This is a genomic window from Streptomyces achromogenes, assembly GCF_030816715.1.
GTDB lineage: Bacteria > Actinomycetota > Actinomycetes > Streptomycetales > Streptomycetaceae > Streptomyces > Streptomyces achromogenes_A.
Genome location: NZ_JAUSYH010000001.1, coordinates 104,069 through 116,133, shown reverse-complemented (window position 1 = coordinate 116,133; position 12,065 = coordinate 104,069). Strand labels below are relative to the sequence as shown.

The window sequence follows — 12,065 nt, the reverse complement described above, 5'->3', positions numbered from 1 at the left end:
GAATTGAACGCCCTGAGGCGTCCTCAACTCACCTCCGTAGCAAACGAAGAGGAGCATTCCCCTTGCGACTGCATCGCGTAGCGCCCGGCATTGCCGCGGGCATCCTCGCCCCGGCCCTCCTGCTCGCCACCCCGTCCTTCGCCGCCACGGTGGCACCGACCGCGGTGACGGTGCCCGCGGTGTCCTCGTCCGCGGACGAGCCGGACGCCGACGACCTGAGGGTGGCCATAGCCCGGATCCTCGCCGCCCCGGACAGCGGCCGGCGTGTGAGACGAGAAGCCGACGCCCTCCTGGACGCCAACGACCCTGAGGCGATGCGCGCCTGGCTGGAGACCGGCTACCGCATCGCCCAGGCCGAGGACGACCGCGTCGCCATAGCCCGCATCCTCGCCGACCCGTCCATCAGCCCGGCCCTGCGCGCGGCAGCCAACGCCGCCCTCGACGACAACACACCCGAAGCTCTGCGCCACTTCCTGGAAGTCGGCAGGTACCAGGTCGCCTGACCGGCACGGCGCCGCACCACAGCGCGTCGCCCGGCAGGCCCTGTGCCGGCTCGGCGCCCTCCGCAGAGCTCTGGGGTCTCGCCGCCCGGTGCGGCATGGGCCACTGACACCTCCGACAGCAGAAAGCACATTCTTCGATGACCACACAACCCCTACGCACCAAGCGCAGCGGTCCGCAGACCGCTTCCGTCGTGACCGACCTGCCGTTCAAGCCTCAGCTCGTCAAAGCGGTGTTCAGGGACGTGACCTCGTTGCACGTCTCCCGGCCGGCCGCGTGGGCCGCCGCGTCGGTGACGCGGACCGTGCTGACGGAGATCATCGACGGCGCGAGAAGCGCGGCGGCCGAGGAGGCCAGGAAGAGGTTGATTCCCAAGGACCTCATCTCGGCGATCGACCGGAACGTCGAGGTGGAGGTGGGATCGGCGTGGTACCTGCACAGCCCGACCTTCCACGGCCTGATGGGCGAGGTGCGCAACGCAGATGGTGCGCTCGTGTCTCTTCGTGAGCGCCGCGGGGCGCGTACACCGAGTGGTGTGGCTGGCGCCCACCGGTTCGAGGCCGGGGTGAGAAGGCTGCTGGGGAGCCGGGGGGTGAGGGCGGTCCCGGCGATGGTCCGCGACCTGGACGGAATCGCGAGCGTGTTCCTGACGGCCCTGGCCCGGGACGCGGCCAAGGTCGTCCGCGAGGGCGGGGTCAAGCGGTTCGGGACGGTCGGTCTGGTGGTGCCGGGCGAGCCAGCCCCGGCACCGCTGCTCAAGGACCCCCTCCTCGCCCTGTCCACCCGCCGCGGGGACGGGCGCACTGTTGGCGGGGACGACGTCCTGGCCGCCGTCACGATGCAGCTGTTCGGCGATCTCAGACAACGCGCCATCACCGAGGCGGCCGAGATGACACGGAACACGTCGGCCATCTGATCGGGCCAGCCCCTGCGCTCTGCCCACTGCGCACGGTTCCCACGTGTGCGCGGCTCCCGGAATCCGCCACCCGCATCCGGCTCCGGTCGGCTCGCGAGAACGGGCTCGTCGCATGGGCGCGGACCGCCGGCCGCAGGCACCCCAGGGGGAAGTCCTCCCTTACTGATTCGTTTCAGAATGAGTTGAGCTGCGGGTCTTGCGCTCAATGATCTTGGTTGGGTCGGCAGTGTGTTCGGAGTGCGTGCCGATCTTGTTCCTGACGACTTGTGGGAGCGGGTGGCTCCGCTGCTGCCGCCCGCTCCCGAGCGGCGCCGACGCCATCCGGGGCGGTTGCGTGTTCCCGACCGAACTGCACTCGCTGGCGTCCTGTACGTGCTGCGGACCGGTGTCGCCTGGCGTGACGTCCCTGCGGAGGCTGTGGGCTGCTCCGGGGTGACGGCCTGGCGCCGGCTGCGGGACTGGACCGAGGCCGGCGTCTGGCCCTGCCTGCACGCCGCCCTGCTGAGCGAGCTGCGCCGCGCCGACTTGCTGGACCTGGACGACTGCGCCGTGGACTACCTCATCTTCGAGGGCGCGGAAATCTATGCCAGCCGGAGTAGACATTCGTCGGCGGTGCAGTTATGGTTTCTCTCGGCGCCGAGATCGAGCAACACCCGGCAGACATGAACTGCCGGGCAGCAGTACGCAGTTTCAGTTGGCATGACGGTGCGGTGGTGGAGTTCCGAAGCCAGAGCGTTTGCAGGACGGCGACGGGACTGACGACCGGACCGGGTGGCCCGCAGTGATCAGGGGCCGCCATGAGCAGCACCGCAGTGGCAGTGCCAGCAAGTGAAGGTCGCAGTACCCAGCAGTGAAGTCAGTGGCAGTACCTCGGTGAAGGTGTCGACTGCGGGCGCGCGCACCGGGAGGTTCGGCAGTGGGGTTCCAAGCCAGAGCAGACGCAGGACAGGCAACGGGGCTGGCTGCCGAAGAGTGGCGCTGTTCGAGGCCACCAGTAGTTCGCAGTTTCCGTCAGTGAGTAGTTGATCAAGAGGGAAGAACGGAGGAGCCGAGCGCCATCAGGATCGCCCGGGTGGAACTCTTGGACCCGGGTACCGCAGGACATCGATAGTGAGGTGGTCTCCGGTCGAGCAACCGCGATCCCCGCGCCCCCGACAGTGTCTCGGTCGGGTCTGCGGAAACAGAGGGCCGGTGCAGTATCAGGGCCGGCAGATGGTGTAGTAGTTCCTTCGGGGCCCTGGTGCCAGTACGGCGCCAGGGCCCCTCCATGCGTTCAACAGAGAGGTGCAATGACAGCAGACGGCACGTTCGGCCGTCTCGATGACGACGACTACCCCGCCTACACCATGGGCCGGGCCGCCGAGATGCTCGGCACCACCCAGAGCTTCCTGCGCGCCATCGGCGAAGCCCGCCTCATCACCCCACTGCGCTCCGCAGGCGGGCACCGCCGCTACTCCCGCTACCAGCTGCGCATCGCCGCCCGCGCCCGGGAACTCGTCGACCACGGCACCCCCATCGAGGCCGCCTGCCGCATCATCATCCTCGAAGACCAGCTCGAGGAAGCCCAGCGCCTCAACGCCCAATACCGACGCGCCGCCGAGTCGGCGAACCCGACCGCAGCAGCGTGAGATGAGCGTGCCCGGCCCCGTCGGCGGGCACCGCACGCCTGGTCTGCCGTGCGGTGTGATCGCTTCCTGTGGTGACGCGGCGTGTGGGCCTGTAGCGTCTGCGTCAGCTGTCGTGGTTCGGAATTCCCTCCTGCCCACACCTTCGGTGTGGGCGTTTTGCTGTGCTGTGCCGCAGGGACCAGTGCGATCACCCCTGCCTTCCCCATGGAGGGGGAGGCGTTCATCGACTGGAAGGCATCAGACATGGCAACGGGAACTGTGAAGTGGTTCAACGCGGAGAAGGGCTTCGGCTTCATCGCCCAGGACGGCGGCGGCCCGGATGTCTTCGCGCACTACTCCGCCATCAACTCCACCGGCTTCCGTGAGCTCCAGGAGGGCCAGGCCGTGACGTTCGACGTCCCCCAGGGTCAGAAGGGTCCACAGGCCGAGAACATCAACCTGGCCTGACCTCGCAGACCTGCCCGAGAGATCGCGCACCGCGTTCGGTGAGCGCCGCCCGTTGGAGCTTTGCCGCCCACCGGGCGAAGCGCCTGCTTTCGTGCCGGGCGTGCACAGGATCAGGGGCCGCGCAGCCATCGCTGCGCGGCCTCTGATCTGTTGAGGCGGAGGCGAGGCGGGTGCGCCTCGGCCGAACTTCCTGACCTCAGTTGCTTCGAGCGCCGTCCGGTTCGGGTGCCGCATGTGCTGCGTCTCTGTTCGCACAGTTCGGAGCAGCAGACGGTCAGGTGCCCGTCCAGGCGGCGAGGAAGGCTTGACGTCCATCCGGATCGTCCCATCTGCGGTCCGCATGCAGAACGCGCCAGGCGGTGAGCTCGAGATCTCGGAGCCACAACTCGCCGATGACCTGTGTCTTGAGGTCAGGCAAATGGTCGGACTCGGCGAGGGCTTGACCGATCACCTCTCCGGCCGCCACGCGCTGGGGCGGAGTCATCTCATCGACGGCCGAAAGGATCTGCCTGGCCAGGGCGGTTCCTTCTCCTTCCAGAGAACGCAGCACCTGGGCCTTCATGTTGACCGGTAGCAGATACGCGGTGCCCGACGACCTCCACAGGTCCGACCAGAAGCGTTCTCCTGCCTTGGTGGGAGCAGGCAGCGCGGCCAGCAGCCCGAGGAGATGGCCGGTGGCCGCATAGCCGTCGGAATGGGCGGCTGCGACGACCGCGATGCCGGCGATGCCCTCCACATCGAGCCGGCCGGCCTCGAGATGCGGAGTCAGGTCCAGTTGGTGTTCCAACTGGTCTGCGAGGGCGGTGGATACGTGGGGGCGGACCTCAGGAAGCATCGGCGATCCTTGAGCGTAGGCGAGCGGAGATGCCCGTTCGTAAGCCCTGATCTTTCCCATGGCCGGCCGTTCTACTCGGCTTCGGCAGGCCCAATCGGCGGGAGTGTCAACGGGGCTGGTATTCACACGGTGGCGAGCCGGCCCGGGCCCGGCGATGGCCCTGGGGTCCTGGGGTCCTGGACCGACCTTCCAAGAATGCTGCCGGAGTGAGGTCTTTCAGCATTAAGGCATTGCCGCCGGCGGCACCTGCACCCCCTGGCCGTGCTCCTCCTCCGGCCGGAACAGCGGTCCGTGCTGCTGTGGCTCGTATGGACTGGGCGTTGGCCGGCATCGTGTTCCGGGTCTTGTGGGTCGGAGCTCCGCGCTGGCTGTACACCCCGTGTTGTCTGGCCCTGTCCGACTTCCTGCACACCGGCGGAGCGGCCGTAGTCGGCCTGATCGTTGTCGGCGGTCTCCGCTACAGCGCGGCGCGGTCGTCTACGGCCTGCAGCGGCCCGATCCCTCACCCCGCTGGTTCGGTTACCACGAGGTCTTCCACGCCCTGACCGTGGCAGCCTTCACCGCGCACTACATCGCCATCTCCCTGGCCACCTACTGACCGCGACAGCGTCCGGGCTGCGCCGCTGGTCACACGCGTCGACGGTACCCGTGGAGCGGGACGGCATGATCTATTGCCTGTGTGATCTCTCTGTGGCAGCGGGTGAGACGGCGAGGCCCGCCGAGGAACATCCTGAGGGGACATCGATGCGACATACTTTCCCGATGAGTTCACGCACTTCCCCGATCAGCCAGCCGGTCACGATACGGAGAGCCATCGCGCGGGATGCCAAACGGCTCACGCGGCTCGTGCGCGGCTCAGGTGCCTACGAGGGTAAGTACGCAGCCGCAGTCGAGGGCTACCGGGTCGGTCCTGATTACATCGAGGCGCACCGCGCCTTCGTAGCCGTCGGCGCCGGCGAGCATGGAGGCCGGATCTTCGGGTTCTACTCGCTCGTCCTCGTTCCACCGGAGCTCGATCTGCTGTTCGTCGCCGACGAAGCGCAGGGTCGGGGTATCGGACGACTGCTTGTTGCGCACATGCAGTCCGAGGCCCGTGCCGCCGGGCTCGCCCGTGTCAAGGTCGTGTCGCATCCTCCCGCCGAGGACTTCTACCACCGCGTCGGTGCAGTGCTGACCGGGACCGCGTTCGCATCCCCACCCGCCGTGCCGTGGAACCGGCCCGAATTCGAGTTTCGCATTCCTTCGGCATGACGCGGTGTGCGGTACGCGGAGCACCGGATTCTCCTGCGTGCTGCCAGAGTTCGGCGCGCGGCTGCGGACCGTCATGACGACACTGCCGAAGACGCGGTTCAACAACATCAACGTCGGCGTGGTCGCACTCTCGCCGGCCCTTATGGCCGCCGGAGCCGCTTGCCTGGTGAATCAGTCCGTCCCTTTCTGCCGGACCGGCTGGGACAGCCGGTGCTCGATGGTGCGGATGCCGGCTTCCAGGTCCTGCAGGTGCGCCGACTGGCAGCGGCGGGCCAGCGCCCACTGGTCGTGCGTGGCCTTGGTGATCGACCCCGCCCACCGCGACGACGACAACGGCGTCAGCTCCCGCTGACGCACCGCCCACGCCTCACCGGAATGAGAAAGACCGTCCCGACGGCGCGCCTTGAGGTCCTTCGCTGCCAGCGACCCCAGATGCGCGCCCACCAGCCGCAGCACCTTGTCGTCCCCGGGCGTCAGGGACTTGAGGCGGGTCCGGACGGCCACACCGGGCGGACCGGGAATGACGAACGACGCCGCGACACTCCGCAGCTCACCCACCCCTGTCACCCCCTGCCCGAACCCACCCGAAGAAGCCGTCGCCATGAGCAACGAGCACCATCCGCGAAGGTCACACATTCGATGCGAGAACGCCAGTACGCCACCGAGACGCGCCCCCACAGCCAAGGCACACGACCCGGCACAGACCACACTCACTCCCACTCACCAGAACGCTCTTGAGCACACTCCAACGCCAGCAGGCCCAAACCCCCAAACTCAACCGGCATCCTGGGCCAGGGCTGATGTGGTGTGTGAACTGCTCGCACGGCCCGCCCGCCCGGGCTCGTCCCTGAAGCGTCGGACGGGTCGGTTCACGCCACGTTCTGGTCCAGCGGGCTGGTCGGCTGGGCGAGCCGGGCCGGGCGAGGAGCAGGGCGCGGTCGTCGGGGTAGTCGGCGCCGGGCTGGTGGGTGAGGAACAGCTCGCACCGATCGTGCACGTTCATGCCTGCGCCCGAATGGCCGTCTCGGTGAGCCGGTCCAGGCCGGTGTCCAGGGCTTCCCTGCGGCGTTCGATGAGGCCGTCGGTGTAGAGCAGGAAACGGCCTCGCCTTCGGCCAGGGTGGTCTGACCTTGGTGGTAGCGGGCGCCGGGGACCGGTCCCACCGGCGGGCAGATCGGACCGTCGAGGTAGCGGCTGGAGCCGTCGGGGCGTACCACGAGCGGCGGAGGATGTCCGGCCTTGACGTAGGTCAGGGTGCGGGTGGGCCGGTGGTAGAGCAGGTAGGCGGCGGTGGCCATCTGGCCGCGGTGGTACAGGTGCAGGTACTCGTTCAGCTCGGTGAGGACCGCTTCCGGGCGGGTGCCGCAGCGCAGGACGATGCCGCGCAGGGCGGCGATTATCTGGGCCATGACGGCCGCCTGGGGCGAGCCGTGGCCGGCAACGTCACCGATCGACAGGCCGATGTGGTCCTCGTCCAGCACCCGTGCGGCGGTGGCGGCCACGGCCTCGGCGACCTGCGCGAGGGTGGCGGAGGAGGCCAGCACCGCGGTCAGCTGATACAGGCGTTGCAGACGGGCGCGGGCGGCCTGCTCGGCGAACAGCAGTTCCTCGCGCTGGGCCTCCGCGGTACGGCGGATGGCGATCTCCCGGTGGAGTGCGCCGACCTGTTGGCTGAGGACGGCGAACCGGTCGGCATGATCCACCCTGCGCAGGCTCAGCTGCACGACCGGCGCGGGGCCCTGCCACCAGGTGGCGCGCACACCCTGGCAGCGAAAGCGCACCAGGCTGCCGTCGCCGTCCTTGAAGACGAGCGCGTCCGGCAGCGGGCTGCCGCTGCGCAGCCAGTTGCCCAGATGCCTGCGCAGGGCGTCGCCGTTGAGGGCGTACAGGCTCGCACCCGCGCACAGCTGAGGGACCGAGGCGCGGGCGGCCGGATTGGCCGCCAGGATCGTGCCGCCTCCCGCGCATGGCGCGAGACGCGATGCGATGCGGGACGCGATGCGATGCGATCAGTGCCGAGCTGGGGCTTCTCGCTCTGTGGCATGTCCGGGTCAGCGACCAGTGGTCGTTGACCCGGACATCTGCGACTGAGTCACCCGCATTGATCCAGTGCTCTGGTCAGCTACCGGTCGGCGGCTCGTACGGCATCTATGGCGGTCGGGGCCGCTTCCCAGCCCGGCGGCCTGGAGTGAGGCCCGGCTCACCGGTGATCCGTCGGCCCGGCCCTGGGCTGCCGGTTCGAGTGCGGCGGCATGCGGCGCGAGAGCCTCCTCCCAGCCGGGCGGCCGGCGGAGCACGAGATCTCAGGTTACGGAGCCGGCACTGTGTCAGCTGGCTCCGCAGCCGACACGCGGAAGGCAGGCACGGAAGGCCAGGTTCTTGAGGCCGGAGTACGGCGTGTAGTCGTGCGTGCCGACTGCCACCTCGTAGCCTGCGTCCCCGGTGGCGCGCCAGGTGTTCGGGCTGATCCGGGCCTGGAGGTACATGATCCCGTTCGAGCGCGACTGGTCGTTCCACTTGGCGTCGATGACACCGTTGTAGGCACCGTGACCGTCCGGGGTCCAGTTCCAGCAGACGTAGGCGGAGGCACTGTAGCCCGAGACCGCCGGAGTGTAGAACGTCATGCACTTGTCGCCGTTGGCCGCCGCTGCCGGGCCGGCCGTCGTCACGCCGATTCCGACGGTGAGCAGTGCGGCCGCGAGTGCGCCGCCGATGGTTTTCCCGAGTGCCATGGGTGATCCTCCCGTAGGTTCTGACGTCGCCTCGCGGCGAGCCCCGTTCACCCGAGAGTCGCAGAAGCCCCAGATCCTGCGGTACAGCGGCAGGTTGGCTTTTCGGGTAAACCTGCGCGGTAGCACCGGCTGCCCCGTTCCACCCAGCGCGGTACACCTGACCTGGCCCCTGCCCGGTTGTCGCAGGGGTACGAACTCCTCGTGGCCGAAGCGGACGCCGCCCGCGTGCACACCGGCTCGGCGAACTCGGCGAACCCAGGCGGTCGTGACCCTGGTGTTCTGAGTCAGGAATTCCGTTCAGATATGTAGGTTTGCTCCACAGCACGGACGGGGCGGCCGAAGGCCGAGTTGACACTGTCGGACGAGGAACGGGCCGCACTCGAGTTCGCGGCCCTTGAGGTCGCCACCGGCAAGGTGATCGGTTCCCTGCACCGCAGGCATCGGGCCGAGGAGTTCAAGAAGTTCCTGATCAAGCTCGACAAAGAGGTGCCCGCCGACCTGGATGCCCACCTCATCTGCGACAACCACGCCACCCACAAGACCCCCGCCATCAAAAGATGGCTGCTGGCCCACCCCCGTTTCCACCTGCACTTCACACCGACCGGATCGTCCTGGCTGAACCTCGTCGAGCGATGGTTCGCCGAACTGACCAACAAGCAGATACGGCGCGGCGTTCACAGGTCCGTCCAAGCCCTGGAGATGGACATCCGCAACTGGATCGCCGCCTGGAACACCGACCCGAAGCCCTACGTCTGGACGAAGACCGCAGACGAGATCCTCGAACACCTCGCCAGCTATCTGAACAGAATTCCCGACTCAGAACACTAGGGCGTGTTGTGCAAGTGCTGGTCAGAGCCACTAGGGTCCGTCGTCAGCCCCAGCTGGGGGTGGCGAACATGGTGGCCGCGTTGTACCCCGAGTGCGGGTAGGAGGCCGCCCAGTGCAGCGCCTCGGGCTGAGTGCGGGGGAAGTCCGTGGCCACCAGGGTGGCGAGGTTGTAGTAGGCCTCGCGCGTTCGGCCGTTCATCTGTGCGAGGTCGACCTCTGCACCTGCGGCCAGATGCTCGTCGAACGGAATCTCCACCACTCCCCGGCAGCGGGCGCGAAAGTGGTCTACGACCTCGTTCACCTTGACTGCCCTGCTCTTCTTGCGTGCCTCGGACACGACGGTGAGGCTGCGCTTGACGAGGTCGTCGTAGCCATGCGCACTGAGCCAGTCCAGTGTGGTGCTGGCACTGGTGGCACCATCCACGCTGGACGTGGCCACCACGATCAGCTGGTCGGCGACATCCAGGACCCCTCGCATCGCGCTGTGCAGCAGTCCGGTACCCGAGTCGGTCAGGATGATCGGGTAATGCTGACCGAGGCAACCGACGACCCGCCGGTAGTCCTCGTCGTTGAAGGCCGTCGACAGGGTGGGGTCTGCCTCATTGGCCAGGATTTCGAGGCCGCTCGGAGCTTGCGACGTGAAGCGGCGGACTGCCATGTAGTTGGTGAGGTGGGGGATCTCGGCCACGAGATCACGGATGGTCGCTGTGGTTTCCCGGTGCACCCGACGGCTCAGCGTGCCCGCGTCCGGGTTGGCGTCGATCGCGATGACCCGGTCCTGGCGCTCGGTGGCCAGTGTGGCGCCCAGAGCGGTCGTCGTGGTCGTCTTGCCGACTCCGCCCTTGAGGCTGATGACGGCGATCTTGTAGCACTGCATCACGGGGGTGCGGAGAATGGCCAGCTTCTGCAGCCGCTCCCGTTCGGCTGCCTTGCCACCGATGCGCAGCCGGCTGATCCCCCGGCCATCGCCGCGCTTGCCGCGCAACAGCCGGTCGGAGGAGAGATCGGCCGCGGAGCTGTGCTCGGCTCCTCCACTCCGACCTGCCCAGGGAGCCTGAGCATGGTGAGCTGGCGTGTAGGGGGCAGGCATGTGGGACGCTGCCAGGTAAGAGGCGGGCGGCGTGGGCGGAGCCCCAGCCGGACCCCACGGCGGCGCTGTCTGTGCGTAGCGAGCGGACAGAGGCTCACGAGGGTGGCCGTTTCCGGGGGCGGCAGGGAGACTCCCAGGCTCGGGCACCGGGGGCACGGCATCTGCCGCTACTGCCGCGGACGTCTGGAGTTCGGTAGCTGTGCCGGTCTGGTGCCCGTTCGTGAGACTGCGGTCCGGTGGCGCGGCTCCGGGGCCGTCGGCGCACTGGTCGCTTCGGGCGGTTGGTGGACCGCCGACGATGTCTGACTCGTTCGTCATGGTGATCATTCCTTTTGGCGAGAGGGAAGGTCCGTGTGCCGGGGAGTTGTTTCCCCGGTGCCGTTCTTGATCCGCGGGCATCAGCGGGGCCTGCGGCAGGGATCGGTGGTCTGGGGCCGCTATGGGGCGGTATGTGCCGGCCGATCCGCCGAGGGCGGGCGGCCACCGGGGATCCTGGCCGGTCTGGCCTGCTGCCGTACCGATGAGTTCGCGGTCCTCGCCGCTGACGCTCGTGTGAGGCGTTCCGCCCGGCGCCGGCCTGAGGGCAGGCCGCCTGCCCTGGTCGAGGAAAGGCGCAGGCCGTTCCGGCACGGAGAGACACAGGGGGGCGACGCCCGGACGGCCTATCAGCGGCCGTGCCGACGAAAGCGATGCAGCCCTGCCGGGAGACCCGGACCCCTGAGCGTCCGCGCGGACCAGCTTGCCGCTGTCGTTGATGGTGATTCCCAGGGCAAGGAATTGATCCACGCTCAGGACGCTCTTCTCACCGCGCAGAATCAGCGCTTGGGAAAGCTGGACGCCGGTCTTGCCCCCGGCGCGGACGGCAGGCGCCGAACGCGTGATGGCTGCCCGCCGAATGGATCCGAGGGCGTGCTGGACCTCCGGTTGGATCTCGAGGCGGCTGCGCACCCGGAACTGTCCGGCACGCAGGGTTTCGGTCCGCAGCAGCTGGACCTTCAGGGGACCCACGAAGGAGTAGCGCTGCTCCTCGGCGTATTCGCGAACCTTCTCCACCAGGTCTTCACCGAGCATGACCAGACACGCGTTGTTCAACTCGTGGTCGCCTGAGCTCAGTTCGACAACGAAGGCGTTGGGTACGATGGTGCAGTCCTGGTTCCAGATCCTGGCGTTGATGTCGCATTCACGACGCAGGGCCCCGATGAATTCCAGGGGCTGTACCGCGGACTTGAAAACCTTGGCGAACACACCATTTATCAGTATCTCGAAGCGCTGTTCCAGCTTGTTGAGTCCACCCACTGACAGCCTCCTAGAAGCCGAGCTGAAGCGCGCGGGGTGAGAGACCGCGAGCGTCGCATTACTAATAGTATTTTTATAACCACGGTGAGTGATCTCGCTCGCTACGTCGCCCAGGTTCACCGGATCGGGCCCTGAGCCGGTAACCCGTTGGGGACGCCTCCGACGCGGATGGCATGGCTTCCGACGGAAGAGGACGCTCCCAGGGGGGGGCGTCGCCCCCGGCCGCTGCGTGGCGCGTGTCACCGACCCCGGCACCGCCGCCGCCATTGAGAAGGCGCGCACGGCCGCGGCCGACTGGCGGCGTTTCGTCGGCGACGACGAACCCCGCGCGCGCAGGGCGCGCGCCGGCCGGAATCCTGCCGGCTTTCGGCCGGTTCCTGGCAGCGGGCGGTTCCGGCTGCCGCCGGGCAACCATCGCCCCAGCCTGCGACATGGGACACGCGCCCGCCGCTGGCCGACCGGATCGAGGCACTCCTGTCCGACGCTGTGTCCGCCGACGCGCTCGCCCGGCTGCGGCGGTGCGGTATCGCCGTCCGCATGG

Annotated in this window: 9 protein-coding genes and 4 pseudogenes; 8 read left to right on the top strand and 5 right to left on the bottom strand. The window is 68.3% G+C overall.

From position 1 onward, the window contains the following. Nucleotides 1-62 precede the first annotated feature (62 nt). The 5 genes and pseudogenes from QF032_RS00545 (at nucleotide 63) to QF032_RS00525 (ending at nucleotide 3,492) form a co-directional block, all read left to right on the top strand. On the top strand, nucleotides 63-503 hold the full coding sequence (locus tag QF032_RS00545; RefSeq protein ID WP_307054322.1) for an ALF repeat-containing protein: 441 nt from the start codon (nucleotides 63-65) through the stop codon (nucleotides 501-503). 137 nt (nucleotides 504-640) lie between these two features. Beyond that, nucleotides 641-1,417, top strand: coding sequence for a hypothetical protein (locus tag QF032_RS00540; protein WP_307054320.1), 777 nt, complete (start codon nucleotides 641-643; stop codon nucleotides 1,415-1,417). Between the two features lie 237 nt (nucleotides 1,418-1,654). Continuing rightward, nucleotides 1,655-1,972: pseudogene (locus QF032_RS00535) on the top strand (transposase); the annotation flags it as partial. 734 nt (nucleotides 1,973-2,706) lie between these two features. Next, nucleotides 2,707-3,045 carry a MerR family transcriptional regulator gene (locus tag QF032_RS00530; RefSeq protein ID WP_307054318.1) on the top strand — a complete coding sequence of 113 codons (339 nt, stop codon included), beginning with the start codon at nucleotides 2,707-2,709 and terminating at the stop codon, nucleotides 3,043-3,045. A 243-nt stretch (nucleotides 3,046-3,288) separates the two neighbouring features. Continuing rightward, a complete protein-coding gene (locus QF032_RS00525) occupies nucleotides 3,289-3,492 on the top strand; it encodes a cold-shock protein (protein ID WP_307054316.1) in 204 nt (67 codons plus the stop codon). 274 nt (nucleotides 3,493-3,766) lie between these two features. Here the strand turns inward: QF032_RS00525 and QF032_RS00520 are convergent, their stop codons facing one another. Then, nucleotides 3,767-4,327 carry a hypothetical protein gene (locus QF032_RS00520; RefSeq protein ID WP_307038989.1) on the bottom strand — a complete coding sequence of 187 codons (561 nt, stop codon included), beginning with the start codon at nucleotides 4,325-4,327 and terminating at the stop codon, nucleotides 3,767-3,769. 252 nt (nucleotides 4,328-4,579) lie between these two features. Between QF032_RS00520 and QF032_RS00515 the strand changes: the two are divergent. Together QF032_RS00515 and QF032_RS00510 are read left to right on the top strand one after the other, a co-directional pair. Then, nucleotides 4,580-4,925 (top strand): annotated as a pseudogene (locus tag QF032_RS00515) (hemolysin III family protein); the annotation flags it as partial. A gap of 164 nt (nucleotides 4,926-5,089) precedes the next feature. Continuing rightward, nucleotides 5,090-5,578 carry a GNAT family N-acetyltransferase gene (locus tag QF032_RS00510; RefSeq protein ID WP_307038987.1) on the top strand — a complete coding sequence of 163 codons (489 nt, stop codon included), beginning with the start codon at nucleotides 5,090-5,092 and terminating at the stop codon, nucleotides 5,576-5,578. 177 nt (nucleotides 5,579-5,755) lie between these two features. Here QF032_RS00510 and QF032_RS00505 read toward each other — a convergent pair. The 3 genes and pseudogenes from QF032_RS00505 to QF032_RS00495 form a co-directional block, all read right to left on the bottom strand. Further along, nucleotides 5,756-6,136: pseudogene (locus QF032_RS00505) on the bottom strand (hypothetical protein); the annotation flags it as partial. Nucleotides 6,137-6,447: 311 nt separating this feature from the next. After that, nucleotides 6,448-7,338 (bottom strand): PP2C family protein-serine/threonine phosphatase, encoded by an 891-nt coding sequence (locus QF032_RS00500; protein ID WP_307054314.1) that lies wholly within the window; start codon nucleotides 7,336-7,338, stop codon nucleotides 6,448-6,450. 567 nt (nucleotides 7,339-7,905) lie between these two features. Next, nucleotides 7,906-8,310, bottom strand: coding sequence for a hypothetical protein (locus tag QF032_RS00495; protein WP_307038985.1), 405 nt, complete (start codon nucleotides 8,308-8,310; stop codon nucleotides 7,906-7,908). 339 nt (nucleotides 8,311-8,649) lie between these two features. Here QF032_RS00495 and QF032_RS00490 point away from each other — a divergent pair. After that, a pseudogene (locus QF032_RS00490) lies at nucleotides 8,650-9,138 on the top strand (IS630 family transposase); the annotation flags it as partial. A 43-nt stretch (nucleotides 9,139-9,181) separates the two neighbouring features. On the opposite strand, the gene QF032_RS00485 reads toward QF032_RS00490, so the two are convergent. Beyond that, nucleotides 9,182-11,524, bottom strand: coding sequence for an FhaA domain-containing protein (locus QF032_RS00485; protein ID WP_307054312.1), 2,343 nt, complete (start codon nucleotides 11,522-11,524; stop codon nucleotides 9,182-9,184). Nucleotides 11,525-12,065: the final 541 nt, after the last annotated feature.